This window comes from Enterocloster clostridioformis (genome assembly GCF_020297485.1).
Taxonomy (GTDB): domain Bacteria; phylum Bacillota; class Clostridia; order Lachnospirales; family Lachnospiraceae; genus Enterocloster; species Enterocloster clostridioformis.
In genome coordinates this window covers 3662591-3678777 of record NZ_JAIWZC010000001.1, presented here as the reverse complement: position 1 = coordinate 3678777, position 16187 = coordinate 3662591, and the positions used below count along the sequence as shown (strand labels likewise).

Annotated in this window: 16 protein-coding genes; 12 read left to right on the top strand and 4 right to left on the bottom strand. The window is 45.0% G+C overall.

The window, feature by feature from the left end:
- Nucleotides 1-181 precede the first annotated feature (181 nt).
- The gene (dnaA, locus tag LA360_RS18510; RefSeq protein WP_022201321.1) at nucleotides 182-1552 is read right to left on the bottom strand and encodes a chromosomal replication initiator protein DnaA; all 1371 of its coding nucleotides are present in this window, start codon (nucleotides 1550-1552) and stop codon (nucleotides 182-184) included.
- A gap of 447 nt (nucleotides 1553-1999) precedes the next feature.
- Here dnaA and LA360_RS18505 point away from each other — a divergent pair, with 447 nt between their 5' ends.
- From LA360_RS18505 to rsmG, 9 genes are all read left to right on the top strand, one after another.
- Nucleotides 2000-2641 carry an ECF transporter S component gene (locus tag LA360_RS18505; RefSeq protein ID WP_022201320.1) on the top strand — a complete coding sequence of 214 codons (642 nt, stop codon included), beginning with the start codon at nucleotides 2000-2002 and terminating at the stop codon, nucleotides 2639-2641.
- A 228-nt stretch (nucleotides 2642-2869) separates the two neighbouring features.
- Entirely contained in the window at nucleotides 2870-3004 is a 135-nt protein-coding gene (gene rpmH / locus LA360_RS18500) for a 50S ribosomal protein L34 (protein WP_038259243.1), read from the top strand.
- A gap of 116 nt (nucleotides 3005-3120) precedes the next feature.
- Nucleotides 3121-3465 (top strand): ribonuclease P protein component, encoded by a 345-nt coding sequence (gene rnpA / locus LA360_RS18495; protein ID WP_022201319.1) that lies wholly within the window; start codon nucleotides 3121-3123, stop codon nucleotides 3463-3465.
- A 7-nt stretch (nucleotides 3466-3472) separates the two neighbouring features.
- On the top strand, nucleotides 3473-3685 hold the full coding sequence (yidD, locus tag LA360_RS18490; protein WP_074664212.1) for a membrane protein insertion efficiency factor YidD: 213 nt from the start codon (nucleotides 3473-3475) through the stop codon (nucleotides 3683-3685).
- An 18-nt stretch (nucleotides 3686-3703) separates the two neighbouring features.
- The gene (locus LA360_RS18485) at nucleotides 3704-5020 is read left to right on the top strand and encodes a YidC/Oxa1 family membrane protein insertase (RefSeq protein ID WP_022201318.1); all 1317 of its coding nucleotides are present in this window, start codon (nucleotides 3704-3706) and stop codon (nucleotides 5018-5020) included.
- Between the two features lie 11 nt (nucleotides 5021-5031).
- Entirely contained in the window at nucleotides 5032-5823 is a 792-nt protein-coding gene (gene jag, locus LA360_RS18480) for an RNA-binding cell elongation regulator Jag/EloR (RefSeq protein WP_022201317.1), read from the top strand.
- A gap of 96 nt (nucleotides 5824-5919) precedes the next feature.
- A complete protein-coding gene (gene mnmE, locus LA360_RS18475) occupies nucleotides 5920-7299 on the top strand; it encodes a tRNA uridine-5-carboxymethylaminomethyl(34) synthesis GTPase MnmE (RefSeq protein ID WP_022201316.1) in 1380 nt (459 codons plus the stop codon).
- Nucleotides 7300-7328: 29 nt separating this feature from the next.
- The gene (gene mnmG / locus LA360_RS18470) at nucleotides 7329-9206 is read left to right on the top strand and encodes a tRNA uridine-5-carboxymethylaminomethyl(34) synthesis enzyme MnmG (RefSeq protein ID WP_057572745.1); all 1878 of its coding nucleotides are present in this window, start codon (nucleotides 7329-7331) and stop codon (nucleotides 9204-9206) included.
- A gap of 11 nt (nucleotides 9207-9217) precedes the next feature.
- A complete protein-coding gene (gene rsmG / locus LA360_RS18465; protein ID WP_022202913.1) occupies nucleotides 9218-9997 on the top strand; it encodes a 16S rRNA (guanine(527)-N(7))-methyltransferase RsmG in 780 nt (259 codons plus the stop codon).
- Between the two features lie 363 nt (nucleotides 9998-10360).
- Here the strand turns inward: rsmG and LA360_RS18460 are convergent, their stop codons facing one another.
- Together LA360_RS18460 and LA360_RS18455 are read right to left on the bottom strand one after the other, a co-directional pair.
- Nucleotides 10361-11191 (bottom strand): deoxyribonuclease IV, encoded by an 831-nt coding sequence (locus tag LA360_RS18460; RefSeq protein ID WP_112481466.1) that lies wholly within the window; start codon nucleotides 11189-11191, stop codon nucleotides 10361-10363.
- Nucleotides 11192-11318: 127 nt separating this feature from the next.
- Nucleotides 11319-12269 carry an alpha/beta fold hydrolase gene (locus tag LA360_RS18455; protein WP_022202911.1) on the bottom strand — a complete coding sequence of 317 codons (951 nt, stop codon included), beginning with the start codon at nucleotides 12267-12269 and terminating at the stop codon, nucleotides 11319-11321.
- A 292-nt stretch (nucleotides 12270-12561) separates the two neighbouring features.
- Here LA360_RS18455 and LA360_RS18450 point away from each other — a divergent pair, with 292 nt between their 5' ends.
- From LA360_RS18450 to LA360_RS18440, 3 genes are read left to right on the top strand one after another with little or no spacing between them, the layout of a single operon-like run.
- Complete coding sequence (locus LA360_RS18450) at nucleotides 12562-13332, top strand: ParA family protein (protein ID WP_002585031.1); 771 nt, start codon at nucleotides 12562-12564, stop codon at nucleotides 13330-13332.
- Nucleotides 13332-14252 carry a ParB/RepB/Spo0J family partition protein gene (locus LA360_RS18445; protein ID WP_022202910.1) on the top strand — a complete coding sequence of 307 codons (921 nt, stop codon included), beginning with the start codon at nucleotides 13332-13334 and terminating at the stop codon, nucleotides 14250-14252. Before LA360_RS18450 ends, LA360_RS18445 begins: the two co-directional genes overlap by 1 nt.
- 24 nt (nucleotides 14253-14276) lie before the next feature.
- Complete coding sequence (locus LA360_RS18440; RefSeq protein ID WP_022202909.1) at nucleotides 14277-14789, top strand: DUF4446 family protein; 513 nt, start codon at nucleotides 14277-14279, stop codon at nucleotides 14787-14789.
- 824 nt (nucleotides 14790-15613) lie between these two features.
- Here LA360_RS18440 and LA360_RS18435 read toward each other — a convergent pair.
- Complete coding sequence (locus LA360_RS18435) at nucleotides 15614-16135, bottom strand: hypothetical protein (protein ID WP_160116305.1); 522 nt, start codon at nucleotides 16133-16135, stop codon at nucleotides 15614-15616.
- Nucleotides 16136-16187 lie beyond the last annotated feature (52 nt).

Genomic DNA, 16187 nt, shown 5'->3' with positions numbered 1-16187 from the left:
GTTTGTGTAAAACTGTCTGAAGTCCTTGATAATTAAGGACAAGCACCTGTGGAACAGGATGTGGAAACCATCCACTTTCATGAGGGAAAACTTAAAGTTTATCCACAGGTGGTTAAAAGTCATTCACAAGTCCTTCAGAAACGATCAGTTATCAACAGCCCGTCCACATGGATTCCACTGTCTATTGTGGATTGATCTTCTTTTTCAGTATCTCTATGGTATTTCTCAATGTGTCGTCCTTTGCCATGTCACCGGTTATCTTCTCGGCGCCATGTATAATGGTGGTATGGTCCCTTCCTCCCAGGTACCGTCCGATAGTCTGGAGAGGAGTGGCCGTCATATCCCTGCACAGGTACATGACGATCTGCCTTGGGTATACGATTTCCTTATTACGTTTCTGGGATGAGATATCCAGGGGGGTAAGGCCAAAATGATCGGAAACCACCTGAATAATCAGGTCCGGTGTCACTTCCCTCTGGGCATTGGGGGAAATGATGTCCTTTAAGGCTTCCTCGGCCAGTTCCAGTGTGATGTCGCATTTGTTAAGCCTTGATAACGCGACGATTTTTGTCAGGGCTCCCTCCAGCTCACGGATATTGGATTTGATATTGGTAGCGATGTATTTAATTACCTCGTTATCTATATTATATCCTTCCATCTCCTCCTTTTTGCGCAGAATCGCCATTCTTGTCTCATAATCAGGGGACTGGATGTCCACGGTCAGGCCCCATTCAAAACGGGATCGGAGACGTTCCTCCAGTGTCTCAATTTCTTTTGGCGGTTTATCTGAGGATATTATAATCTGCTTCTTTGATTCATATAATGTGTTAAAGGTATGGAAGAACTCCTCCTGGGTGCTTTCCTTACCTATGATGAACTGGATATCGTCGATGAGAAGGACATCGTTGTTCCTGTATTTTTCCCTGAATTCCGTGGTGGTTATGTTGTTTTTATTACGGATGGCGTCAATCAGCTCGTTGGTAAAGGTTTCTGAGGTGACGTACAGTATCTTGGATTTCGCGTTGTTCTTTAATATGAAGTGGGCGATGGCATGCATCAGATGGGTTTTGCCAAGTCCCACGCCTCCATATATAAAGAGAGGGTTGTATATCTCACCCGGGGATTCAGCCACGGCCAGGGCAGCAGCATGGGCCAGGTTGTTATTTCCGCCTACAACAAAGGTATCAAAGGTATACTTGGGATTTAAGTTGGCACTCTGTATGACATCGGGGCTGACAGAAACCTTGTTATTCTTAATCAGCTGGGGCGCAGACGGTTCCTCCGTCTCCGCGATTTGCTCCTTAACTTTGAAATCCACCTCGCATTCCTTTTCAAGGAATTCCGAGATGGTTACCTTTAATAAAAATCCGTATTTTTTATTTACATATTGTAAAAAGGTCTGTTCGGGAACAATGATGGTTACTGTGTTGTCTTTAAAAGAGTGCGGCTTTAAGGGTTCCAGCCAGGTACTGTAGGAGATATTGGATATTTCGTGTTCTTCTTTTAAAGTAAGTAAGATTTTGTCCCAGTTTTCTTTGATTTTTTCGATCATTTTTTGTCTCCTAAAACTGTATTGCAGAATTGCCCAATCTAAATCTATTGTATACTAAAGTAAAAATTTTTTCAATGACAAGTGTAAAATATTGTGGATAACTTTGTGAATTGGGGGTGGAAGCCTTGTGTAAGCAGTGTGGAAAGATCTTTTGTCCACAAAAATCGTGAGAAAGTTAACTGGAGTTTTACACATGGTGGAAATATTCATAAATTCTGGATTTTTTAGATCGGGCTGGGGAAAAAACGGCCATTATCCCATACTTATCCACAACTTATCCACATTTTGTGGATAATGTTATGTTAATCTGGGATCCGATGTGAAAATAACCTTGCACAGAAAGGAAAACATAAGCATGAAACATTGACGCTGGGGTGATTTTTACTTATAATTACGTTGTAGCATTGCATTGTATCTTTATCATAAGAACAGTAGCAGGAGGAAAAAATGAATACTTTATCCAAAACCCGCGACCTGGTATTGGCAGCAGTCATTGCAGCCATTATCGTAATCATGGCCTTTGTGCCATTCTTAGGGTACATTCCGCTTGGATTCATGAATGCGACCACCGTTCATATCCCTGTGATTATCGGAGCCATTATTCTGGGACCGAAATATGGGGCATTCCTGGGGTTGACATTCGGCCTGACCAGTTTGTGGAAGAATACCTTCATGCCAAATCCCACGTCTTTTGTGTTTTCACCCTTTGTTACCATGGGACAGTTTCACGGAAATCCGGGAAGCCTGGTTATCTGCCTGGTTCCGCGAATACTGATTGGGGTTGTGGCCTATTATGTGTACCGTCTGTTTATGAGGATGCTTAAGAACAGGAGAAATAAGCAGGGGACCGCATTGTTTGCGGCAGGCGTAGCCGGATCCCTGACTAACACACTTCTGGTTATGAACTTGATTTATCTTTTGTTTGGGGATCAGTATGCGTCTGCTGCCAGCTGGACAGCCAAATGGGTATATGGAGTAATATTGGGAATCATCGGTATGCAGGGAGTGCCGGAAGCCCTGGTGGCAGGAATTATCGTGACGGCTGTGGCCGGAATCCTGCTGAAGGTAATACCAGACAGCAGAGGATAGGCAGGGAACCGGATTTATACTAAATATAGTAATGTAGTTTTGCAATGCACACATCTTGTTGGGACAGTCTCTGAGACTGTCCTTTTTTGCAGCTTTTTTGTTGATTTTTGAGAAAATCCGCTTGACGAAGGCGGATTTCTTCTATATAATTGAGAAGATGTTTAATTATACTAGTCTAAATGTGTGTTTTCACATTGCCACATAATTTTTGATAGGAGGTGCCCGGATATGAAGATGACATTTCAGCCCAAGAAGAGACAGAGAGCGAAAGTTCATGGCTTTAGAGCAAGAATGAAGACTACAGGCGGTAGAAAAGTTATTGCTGCCAGAAGATCTAAAGGTAGAGCAAGATTATCTGCTTAATTGTTTCAAGCTTAAAGCAAAAGAACTACGGGCCACAGCATCATGTGGCCTTTTCTTTTCTTACCTTCCCGGAAAAAAGGGGAGTGTTTTGACAACCTGATTGTAAGGAGTTTCGGATGAAACGATTTCCTTCCGTTAAGAAGAACAGTGAGTTCCAGGTGATATACAGGAATGGAACTTCCTATGCGAACAGACTGCTGGTGATGTATGTGATGAAAACCGGGGAAGATGAAAACCGCATTGGCATATCTGTGAGCAAAAAAGTGGGCAACAGCGTTGTCCGCCATCATATAACAAGGCTTTTAAGAGAGATTTTCCGTTTAAACAATTACAGAATAAAGACTGGGTTAAACATCATCCTGGTAGCGAGAGGCGCTGCCAGACAATCGGATTACAAACATTTGGAGGGTGCTTACCTGCACCTGTGCGGACTGCATCACATTTTAAAAGAATCGAAGTGAAGTGATTATGGCAAGATGTCTGATTTTGTTTGTAAGGGGCTACCAGAAATTTCTGTCACCCCTTAAAGTAAGAACTCACTGTATTTACACACCTACATGCTCTCAATACGCCATTGAGGCATTGAAGAAGTATGGTGCGTTAAAAGGTACATGGTTGGCCTGCAAGAGGATACTCCGTTGTCACCCATTTGCAGAAGGCGGTTATGATCCAGTTCCGTAGATCGAAGGAGGTAGTGTATTGAACAGTATAGCTGGCGCAGTATTATTGACAAAAACAGGAGGTATTCTGGGGCCGATAGCTGATATCCTGGGGGGGATCATGGACTTATTGTTCCGTTTTACCAGTGCCTTCGGGATATTGAATATTGGTTTATGTATCATTTTATTTACCCTTGTAACAAAGGTGCTGATGATACCTCTTACCATTAAGCAGCAGAAATCATCAAAACTCATGGCGGTCATGCAGCCCGAAATTACAGCCATTCAGAAAAAGTACAAGGGCAAGGAAAATGACCAGAAGTACGCCATGATGATGCAGACCGAAATTAAGGCGGTTTATGAGAAGTACGGCACATCCATGACAGGCGGATGCCTCCCTCTTCTGATCCAGATGCCTATTATTTTCGCGTTGTACCGCGTCATCTACAATATTCCTGCATACGTACAGTCCGTAAGGGTATATTATGAAGCAGTGGTAAGCAAGCTTCCCAGCGGATATGAGGCGTCTCAGGCATTTACAGACCTGGCGCAGGCCCACAAGATGGTGGGTGAGAGATTTGACTATACCAATGTAAACACAGTCATTGATTTATTATATAAGCTGACAGGACAGCAGTGGGATTCACTGGTCAACGCTTTTTCTTCCGTGGGACAGGCAGTTACGGAAACCGGCGTAAGAGTAGTGGATGCCATTGAGAACATGCAGAACTTCTTTGGTCTGAACATTGCATACACACCTATGCAGGTTATCATGAACTATTTTAATAAGGTTGACAACACCACGCTGATGACTGCAATTGCGGCGCTTTGTATTCCGCTGCTGGCAGGTTTGAGCCAGTGGTACAGCACCAAGCTGATGACGGCCAATCAGCCCCAGCAGTCTGAAGATGCTCCGGGCGCAAACATGATGAAGAGCATGAATGTGACCATGCCTTTAATGTCCGTATTCTTCTGTTTCTCATTTGCATCCGGTATCGGACTTTACTGGGTTGCACAGAGTGTATTCACCATTATCCAGCAGGTGGGAATCAATTCTTACCTTAATAAAGTTGATATTGACGACCTGGTTCAGAAGAACATTGAAAAGACCAACAAGAAGCGTGCAAAGAAAGGCCTTCCTCCTACAAAAGTGGGCAATGTAGACGAGATGCTCAAGAAGATTGAGGCAAGGGAAGAAAAGGCAGAACAGGCCCAGATGGCTAAGATCGCTAAGACTAAGTCCATTGTTGAGGAGTCTACCAAGTACTATAATGATAATGCCAAGCCCGGAAGTCTGGCGGCTAAGGCTAACATGGTTTCCAAGTATAATGAGAAGCACGAGAAGGGTAAAAAGTAGGAGGGTTTTGTATGGATATGATTACAGTTACTGCCAAGACAGTGGACGAAGCAGTTACAAAGGCGTTAATCGAACTTGAAACCACCAGCGACAAACTGGAATATGAAGTGGTTGATAAAGGAAGTACAGGATTCCTTGGTATCGGCGCAAAACCAGCCATCATTCGTGCTAAGAAAAAAGAGTCCATTGAGGATAGAGCGATGGATTTCCTGTCTCAGATATTTGAGGCAATGAATATGCAGGTGAACATTACGGCTGCATATAACCAGGAGGAGCAGGAGTTGTCCTTAAACCTGGAAGGCGAGGATATGGGAATCCTTATCGGCAAGAGAGGCCAGACCCTGGATTCTCTTCAGTATCTGGTGAGCCTTATTGTGAACAAGGGAACGGAAGGATATCTCAGGGTTAAGCTGGATACTGAGAATTACCGTGAGAGAAGGAAGGAAACCCTGGAGACCCTGGCTAAGAACATTGCCTATAAGGTTAAGAGGACTAAGAGACCGGTATCCCTTGAACCTATGAATCCTTATGAAAGAAGAATCATCCATGCGGCCCTTCAGAATGATAAGTATGTTACCACCAGAAGCGAAGGGGAAGAACCCTTCCGCCATGTGGTGATTGCGCTTAAGAAGGAAGCTGCATCCGGCGACCGCAAAGGACGCTATGACAGGAATAAAGGGGGACGTTATGAACGTTCCGACCGTTCCGGCGGATATAGGAATAACCGCCGCACCAATGGAAACAGTGCATCTCAGACAAGTTCAGATGCATCAGCAGAGACTGCTGCCGGTGAAGAAGAATAAGCCCATCCACGGTTGATTGGATGCAGGCAGTAATGAAACAGGTTAAGAGGCTGTTGCTGAAGCGACGGCCTTTTTGCTCTATTGTGAGGAGAGCTTATGAAGACAGATACGATAGCGGCCATAGCCACAGGCATGAGCAACTCAGGAATCGGAATCGTGCGAATCAGCGGAGAGGAAGCATTTTCCGTGATCGATTCCATATTCCGAAACAGGAAGGGAGAGAGGGTAAGTCTGAGTCTTGCCCAGTCCCATACAGTCCATTACGGGTATATATATGACGGGGATGAAAAGGTGGACGAGGCCCTGGTGATCATTATGAAGGGACCCCACAGCTATACGGCTGAGGATACGGTGGAGATTGACTGCCATGGGGGAGTGCTTATGGTCAGGCGGATTCTGGAGACCGTTCTTCACGCGGGGGCCAGAACAGCTGAGCCGGGAGAGTTTACAAAGAGGGCTTTCTTAAATGGAAGGCTGGATTTGTCTCAGGCCGAGGCGGTGGCAGATGTGATTCACGCCACCAATGAGTATGCGCTGAAAAGCTCGGTGAGCCAGCTGAGCGGTTCGGTGTCCAATAAGATTAAGGAACTGCGCAGCCAGATATTGTATCAGATTGCGTTTATCGAATCAGCTCTCGATGACCCGGAACACATATCACTGGATGGATATGGGAGTCAGCTTATGGATGCGCTGGCACCCATGATTGATGAGGCGAGAAAGCTTCTCCTGTCCGCAGATGACGGCAGGGTTATGTCTGAAGGGGTAAAGACAGTCATACTGGGCAAGCCCAATGCAGGTAAATCCTCCCTGATGAATGTGCTTTTAGGAGAAGAGAGGGCCATTGTCACCGAGGTTGCGGGAACCACCAGGGATACTCTGGAAGAGCATATATATTTGCAGGGAATCAGCCTTAATGTGGTGGATACGGCGGGAATCAGGGATACGGAGGATGTGGTTGAGAAAATCGGTGTGGACCGGGCGCTGAAAGCGGCCAGGGATGCTGATTTGATTATCTATGTGGTGGATGGTTCCAGGCCGCTGGATGAAAGCGACAGGGAAATCATGGATTTTATCCGTGGCAGGAAAACCATTGTATTGCTGAATAAATCGGATTTGGATCTGGAAGTGGGGACAGAGGAGCTGGAACAGCTCTGCAGTCATAAGGTGATCCCTGTTTCAGCAAAGGAAGAACAGGGAATTGAGCTGCTGGAGCAGGAAATCAAGAAGCTGTTTTATCATGGCGACCTGTCTTTTAATGACCAGGTTTACATTACCAATGCGCGCCATAAGGAGGCGCTGGAGCAGTGCCTGGAGAGCCTTTTGATGGTAAAGGGAAGCGTTGAAGACAGCATGCCGGAGGATTTTTATTCGATTGACCTGATGAATGCATATGAACAGCTGGGATTCATTATCGGGGAGTCAGTGGATGATGATGTTGTGAATGAGATATTTGCAAAATTCTGTATGGGTAAATAGGGGAATTTAAGATGGAAGAGGAACGTGGAATGATGCCTTATGTAGAAGAAACATACGATGTGGTGATTGTCGGCGCCGGTCATGCAGGATGTGAGGCCGCCCTGGCCAGTGCAAGACTGGGCATGGAAACGATCATGTTCACTGTCAGCGTGGACAGCATAGCGCTGATGCCCTGTAATCCCAACATAGGAGGGAGTTCCAAGGGCCATCTGGTCAGAGAGCTGGACGCACTGGGCGGAGAGATGGGGAAGAACATAGACAGGACCTTCATACAGTCCAAGATGCTCAACGAATCCAAGGGACCGGCTGTTCATTCCCTGCGGGCTCAGGCTGATAAACAGGATTACAGCAGGCATATGAGAAAGACCCTGGAAAACACAGAGCATCTCACCATACGTCAGGCGGAAGTGTCGGAAATTATGGTGAAGGACGGGAAAATCAGGGGCGTAAAGACATTTTCCGGCGCGGTGTATCACGCAAAGGCTGTGGTACTGTGCACAGGAACGTATCTGAAAGCCAGGTGTATCTATGGGGATGTGAGCAATCCTACAGGGCCTAACGGCCTTCAGGCAGCCAACCATCTCACGGATTCCCTGAAGGAAAATGGGATTGAGATGTTCCGGTTCAAGACAGGGACACCGGCCAGGGTGGATAAGAGGAGTATTGATTTTTCCAAAATGGAAGAGCAGTTTGGGGATTCCCGGGTGGTGCCCTTTTCCTTTTCGACGAATCCGGATGAAATCCAGAAGGAACAGGTTTCCTGCTGGCTGACGTATACCAATGAAGATACTCACCGCATCATCAAGGATAATCTGGACCGTTCACCTCTGTTTTCAGGGGCTATTGAGGGAACCGGGCCAAGGTATTGTCCTTCTATCGAGGATAAGGTGGTCAAATTTCCGGATAAGAACCGCCATCAGGTATTTGTGGAGCCGGAGGGGCTATACACCAATGAAATGTATCTGGGAGGCATGAGCAGTTCCCTGCCGGAGGATGTACAGTATGCAATGTACCGTACGGTTCCGGGACTTGAAAAGGTAAAGATAGTGAGAAATGCCTATGCCATTGAATATGACTGCATTAACGCGCTTCAGCTTAAGCCTACCCTGGAGTTTAAGAAGATTTCCGGCTTGTTTGCGGGCGGACAGTTTAACGGAAGCTCAGGGTATGAGGAAGCGGCCGTCCAGGGATTCATGGCTGGTGTGAATGCCGCGATGAAGATACAGGGACGGGAGGCCGTGGTTCTGGACCGTTCACAGGCATATATAGGCGTTCTTATTGATGACCTGGTAACAAAGGAAAACCATGAACCATACCGGATGATGACTTCCAGGGCAGAATACAGGCTTTTGCTCCGCCAGGATAATGCAGATATCAGACTCAGGAAAATCGGTCATGATATCGGCCTGGTAAGCGATGAAGAGTATGAACATCTTTTAAAGAAGGTGGATGATATACAGTCAGAGATCAAACGGTTGGAAAAGACTGTTATAGGAGTAAACGGTCAGGCACAGACTTTTTTGGAAAAATATGGAAGTACTTTATTGAAGTCTGGAATTACACTGGCAGAGCTGGTCAAGAGGCCGGAATTGGATTATGATAAACTGGAGGAACTGGATGAGGACAGGCCCCGGCTTCCTGATGATGTCAGAGAACAGGTTAATATTGAGATTAAATATGAAGGTTATATAAAGCGTCAGATGCAGCAGGTGGCATCGTTTAGGAAACTGGAGGATAAGAAGCTGCCGGAGGATTTTGACTATTCAGAGGTCAACAGTCTTCGCAGGGAGGCAGTGCAGAAGTTGAATAAAGTGCAGCCGGCTACCATTGGACAGGCATCCCGTATATCAGGTGTTTCACCGGCAGACATATCTGTTTTGCTGGTGCATTTTACAAGAAAGCAGTGAGAGGGTCTGATATGACAGATACATTTAGACAGCAGATGGACCGGGAGCTGGGGCTTCTGGGGATAAAGTTAAATGAGAAACAATTGGACCAATTTTTTACTTATTATGAAATGCTGGTGGAAAAGAATAAGGTCATGAATCTGACAGCCATAACAGATGAGGCAGATGTTGTATCCAAACACTTTAGTGACAGCGTGTCACTTTTTAGAGTATTGAAAAAGGTGATGGATTCTGGCGATGGATGCTGCGGCAGCGGCGTGTATGAGGAAGATATGTTGAAGGGAAAATCCATTATTGATGTGGGTACAGGGGCTGGATTTCCCGGAATACCTCTTAAGATAGCTTTTCCCGTAATAAAACTTACCTTGCTGGATTCCTTAAATAAGAGAGTTAAATTTCTGGAGGAAGTCTGTAATGAGTTGGGGTTACAAAACGTGGAATTTATTCACGGAAGAGCGGAGGATATAGGAAGACAGAAAGAGCACAGGGAAATGTATGATTTGTGCGTATCCAGGGCTGTGGCAAATTTGGCTTCTTTGTCTGAGTATTGTATGCCTTTTGTGAAGATTGGCGGATTCTTTGTTCCATATAAATCCGGAGAGATAGAAGATGAGCTTAGGTCCGCAGGTAAGGCTGTTGGAATATTGGGGGGAGAGCTGGTATTTGTAGATAAATTCATGCTGCCCGGTACAGATGTTTCCAGATCTTTGGTGATAATTAAGAAGGTGAAAGGAATATCAAAGAAGTATCCAAGGAAAGCGGGAATGCCGACCAAGGAGCCTTTGGGGTAGAAGTGGTTGCGGGGATGTTTCACGTGAAACATCCTTTTTTTGGTGCTATTTTGAGATTTTTTGGAATGATCGATATAATTTAGTTACCTATCATTTAAAATGTGCTAAGGGTATTTACATATGCTTTGTATATTAATTTTCTATATTAAATAAGAAGGCACGGTGTCATTTGTGCCTTCCTATTATTTTATTCATATAGGTATTTATATAGGTAATCATATAGGTAATCATATAGATATTCAGATAGTCATTCATACAGTTATTCATATAAGTATTTATGTAAGCATTTGTATAAATGTATATAAGTGTTATATAAATTCATGAGAATGTTTATACTCATTAAAAATTTCCATACAATCAGATTTAATCTGCGGCCTCACGCATCATTTGTATTTCATGTGCATATCCATCCAAATCATTAGGGGTTTCCAGATAAAATGGGAGATGTCTCAATTCGGGGTGAGTGACAATACGCTTAAAGGTGTCCAATCCTATATATCCTTCACCTAACTTTGCATGTCTGTCTTTATGCGCGCCCAACGGATTCTGACTGTCGTTTAAGTGTATGGCCTTTAAACGTTTTAACCCGATTTTATTATCGAACTCTGTCAGGATATCATCTAAGTGATTGGCTATATCATATCCTCCATCCCATATATGGCATGTATCAAGGCAGACACCCATGTGGCTGTTTAATTCAATTAAATCAAGAATCTGTCTCAATTCTTCAAAAAATCCCCCTACCTCGCTGCCTTTTCCTGCCATTGTTTCCAGCAAAACAGTAGTGGTCTGTTCCGGAGAAAGAATGTCATTTAACATCTCAGCAATAAATTGTATGCCAATTTCAGTACCTTGTTTTACATGGCTTCCCGGATGAAAATTATACATATTGCCAGGAGTATACTCCATTCTAACTAAATCATCAGCCATGGTTCGTTTGGCAAAGTCTCTTAATTTAGGATCGGTCGAACAGGCGTTTAAGGTGTAAGGGGCATGGGCTAATATAGGATTAATGTCCAGTGACTGGGCTTCCGCCAGAAATTCTTTTACATCATTTTCATCTATGGATTTGGCGTTTCCTCCCCGCGGGTTACGGGTGAAAAACTGAAATGTATTTGCGTTTATTTTTTTTGCGTCCTTTGCCATGGCACGGTATCCTTTTGATGAGGACAAATGACATCCAATTCGTAGCATATTGTGTTTTCCTTTCTTTATATAGGTTCTGTAGTTAATCAACGGGTTTCATCATCTAGCAGCGATAGTAAAAACGGCTCGGAGTATATATCCGAACCGTATGTTTCACGTGAAACATTATCTTGTTTTAGGATAAATAAGTTTGAATCACATCGAATACTTCTGTAGGCTTCTCTAAATGTGGAAGTGATTTTGTATTGGGTACAACAGTCCATTCAATAGCTGGATTGTATTCTTTGTATTCTTCCATGCATTCACTTATATCATCTATGGCATCTCCGCCTAACAGGTATATGCTGTTATCAATTTTCTTTAAGGCAGCCGCAATATTGCATTTAACATAATTGCATTTTAAGCTGGCATAGACAGACTTGGGCGACTCACCTAAATGAGCTGATTCATGATACGCGTCAATTATCCTGGTTTTTACTGAGTAAGGATTATAATAGTAATTGGTTAAGAATTCTTTTGTTATAAACTGTTTACTGCAGGCTATATTATATATCAAGGTTCCCACAATGGGCAAATCTAATATAATCTTGTAAAGCTTTGCATTCTTTCCAGGCACCTGACTGCAGGAGAGAAGGCTCTCCGGATTTATGAATAATAACTGATTAAATAATTCGGGACTATTGCTGCAAGCCATGATTCCCAGAGCAGCAGATGAACCGCTGGCAACTATGTCTGTCCTGTGTCCGATTTCTGATTTTATGAAATCAGAGAGAAGCTGTACATACAGATAATTTGTATAGGTAAGATTGGGCTTTTCTGAACGTCCAAATCCCAGCAAATCAATGGTATATACAGTATATGTCTCAGCAAGTTTACCAACCAGATTCTTCCATTCGTACCCGCTGGAAGCAGGAGCAAGGTCATGTACCATCAGAATCGGTTTACCGGTTCCTGTCTTAGTATAATGTATATTTCCTAAACGCCACTTATAACACAGTGCCTCTGGTTCTTCCAATACATTTCGGGACGTGGCCGAAAGTTTTATCGCTTTGTTAATCAGAGCAGTAGCAGCAGCAGCTCCGGATGACAGTATGAGTAAGGTCAGTAATTTATTCCTTGTTTTCATTCAATAGTCTCCTGAAATTATATATTATATAACCGGTTTTTTGATTCTTCTCCATTATAATACAAGCTGGGGGCTATTACAACGGTTAGAGAATTAAATTATTATTAAGACACAATAGAATTAGGATGCCACTTTTCTGCCTTAAAAATGTTTCACGTGAAACATTTTTTTGTATAAAACATGAAAATTCTCCTTTTCTCCTAATTTCCCGTAGGAAAAGAATAGGACTTGTGTTATAATCGTAAAAGTAATCGAAGAAAGGTTTGTTTTTTCGAGAAAGGAATTTATACGTATGGGACGAATCATAACAATAGCCAATCAGAAAGGCGGTGTAGGTAAGACTACCACAGCCATTAATCTTTCCGCCTGTTTGGCTGAAGCAGGACAACATGTTATGCTGGTGGATTTTGATCCCCAGGGAAATGCCAGCAGCGGACTGGGGTTGGAACAGGAAGATTTTGATAGAACTGTTTACGATATGATGATTGAAGAGGCATCTGTGGATGAATGTATTATTAAGGAAATACAGCCGAATCTGGATGTGCTTCCTTCTGACATGAACCTGGCAGGAGCGGAGATTGAATTTCAGGAAGTCGAGAATAAGGAAAAGCTTCTGAGCAGTTGTCTAAATCAAGTTCGAGATACATATGATTTTATCATCATTGATTGTCCCCCGTCTCTAAATATATTGACTATAAATGCATTGACGGCAGCAGATACCGTACTGGTTCCTATACAGTGTGAGTACTATGCCCTGGAGGGACTCAATCAGGTATTAAAGACAGTGGACCTGGTTAAAAGAAAGTTGAATCCGGAATTGGAATTGGAAGGCGTTGTATTTACCATGTATGATGCAAGGACAAATCTATCACTGGAAGTAGTGGAAAGTGTTAAGAGCAGTTTGAACAGAACAATTTATAAAACCATTATACCGAGAAATGTACGTCTGGCTGAGGCACCCAGCCATGGCATGTCTATTAATCTTTACGATTCCAGATCAACGGGGGCCGAGAGCTACAGGATGCTTGCGGCAGAAGTAATGAGCAGAGGAGAAGAATTGTAATGGCTAAAAAAGGATTGGGTAAAGGATTGGGAGCCATCTTTGGAGAAGATGTTATAAAGGAAAGCGAAGAGGAGATTGCAAAAGCAAAAGCGGCTACGACTGAAAAAGAGGATGGCAAAAGCGGGGAATTGATGGTAAAAATGGCATTGATTGAACCCAATAGAGAACAGCCCAGAAAAGATTTTAATGAGGAACAGCTGGCTGAGCTGGCTGATTCCATCAGGCGATACGGAATTTTACAGCCCCTTTTGGTTCAGAAAAAGGGGACATTTTATGAGATAATTGCCGGAGAACGCAGATGGCGTGCAGCCAAGATAGCCGGATTAAAGGAAATCCCCGTTGTGCTGCGGGAGTACAATAAGCAGGAGAGCATGGAAATAGCACTGATTGAAAATGTGCAGAGAGCTGACTTAAATCCTATTGAAGAGGCATTGGCTTATCAGCGTTTGGTGACAGAATTTAAGCTGACTCAGGAGGAAATAGCAGTCAGAGTATCTAAAAACAGAGCTACCATTACCAATTCCATGCGCCTTTTAAAATTGGATGGACAGATACAGGAAATGCTGATTCAGAATCTTATTTCCAGCGGCCATGCGAGAGCTTTATTATCCCTGGAGGATAAAGGGCTTCAATTGAAGGCCGCAAAAATGATATTGGATGAATCGCTCAGTGTCAGAGAAACAGAGCGCCTTGTAAAGCGCCTTGCAAAGGAAGCAGAGACCGGGGAAGAGAAGAAGGATAAATCTAAGGACGAGGCCCTGGCTTTGATATATCAGAGTTTGGAAGAACGTATGAAAAGCGTCATGGGTACAAAGGTCAGCATCCATAACAAGGATAAAAATAAAGGACGCATTGAAATTGAATATTATTCTGAAGCAGAATTAGAGCGGATTGTAGAAATGATTGAATCAATTCGCTAGGTACAAAGGAGAGATGGATATTATATGGAGAACAGCATCTTAAATCAAATTCCCTTTGATCCTGCATACATAATAGCGGGATTATTGATATTAGTGGTTCTGCTGCTGATATTGACGATTACGACAATGACAAAAGTAAGAAGGCTGGATCGCCAATATGACTATTTTATGAGAGGAAAAGATGCAGAGACTCTGGAAGATGTCATTCTGGACCAGATTGAGGAAATCAGAGATTTAAGGGCCGAAGACAGGTCAAATAAGGATTCCATCCGAACATTGAACCGGAATCAGAGAGCTTCGTTCCAAAAGTATGGGCTTGTAAAATACAATGCCTTTAAAGGGATGGGAGGAAATCTCAGTTTTGCATTTGCCATGTTGGATTATACAAACAGCGGATTTGTATTAAACTGCGTCCACAGCCGAGAGGGTTGTTATCTGTATATCAAGGTGGTGGATATGGGACAGACCGATATTGTTCTGGGGAATGAGGAACAGGAGGCATTGGAGCAGGCTCTTGGCTATATTAAGAAAAGTTAAATCTGCAATAATTGTAAAAGACTGGAAAACATCCGGTCTTTTATTTATTTTATGAAATGTGCGGGAAGTTGGCGCATAATGGATTTTGCCCGCATATGATATTGGTAAGAGAAAACTGGAAAAGGGAGAGTAGATGCAGGACATTGAATACCTGAAAAGCATGTATCCGTCAGGAATACGAATCCTACAGGGTTATGTGGCAGAAGCTTGCGACAGATTAGATTATAAAAATAGTCCCATGTATGATGAGTATCCTGACCATATGATGATTAACCGTCTTTGTGATACAATTTGTGATACGGTGATTGCATCCGAAGGCGCGGAAAAGGTCAGAGGCATGTGGAACATATCAGAAAATGATAAAGCTGTTATGGAAATGGCAGAACTCAAAAAAGATATGAAACGGCTGGACGAAGATTTATTTACAGAGGATGATGACGCACAGATGGAGCAGGATTTAGAGAATGCTCCGGCTGAAAACATAAGTGAGGCTGAGGTGTCAACCACAGAAGAATCACAGGAGGAACAGTCTGTTTCCAATATCCATAATGATTTCCGGGGGTACAGGGAATCAGTGGTAAATCCATCCGGAATCATAATGGAAACCCAGGAAATGAGAGGAAGAGAACCTGGATTTCCGGGAAATGGAAGAATGGGTGGACGACCTAATATGGGTCAGGGATCAGGCAGAGCACCCATGGAAAATAATTCAGGGAGGCCGCCTATGGGCCCCGGCCCGGAACGCCCACCCATGGGGCCGGGACCAGTAAGACCGCCGGCGGGACCTAATCAGGGCAGACCGCCAGTGGGAGGTCCCGGACCAGTTAGGCCGCCACAGCCACCACAGCCGCCGCAGCCGCCGCAGCCGCCGAGGCCGACACCGCCCCCGCCGAGACCGCCGCAGCCACCGAGGCCGACACCGCCCCCGCCGAGACCGCCGCAGCCGCCAAGGCCGCCACAGCCGCCGAGGCCGACACCGCCTCCGCCGCCAAGGCCGCCACAGCCGCCGAGGCCGACACCGCCCCCGCCGAGACCGCCGCAGCCGCCGAGGCCGACACCGCCTCCGCCGAGACCGCCGCAGCCGCCGAGGCCGACACCGCCGCAGCCGAGACCGCCGCAGCCGCCGAGGCCGACACCGCCTCCGCCGAGACCGCCGCAGCCGCCGAGGCCGACACCGCCTCCGCCGAGACCGCCGCAGCCGCCGAGGCCGACACCGCCCCCGCCGAGACCGCCGCAGCCACCGAGGCCGACACCGCCTCCGCCGAGACCGCCGCAGCCGCCGAGGCCGACACCGCCTCCGCCGAGACCGCCGCAGCCGAGACCGCCGCAGCCGCCGAGGCCGACACCGCCCCCGCCGAGACCGCCGCAGCCTCCCAGACCGGTTCCGCCTCCTAAGCA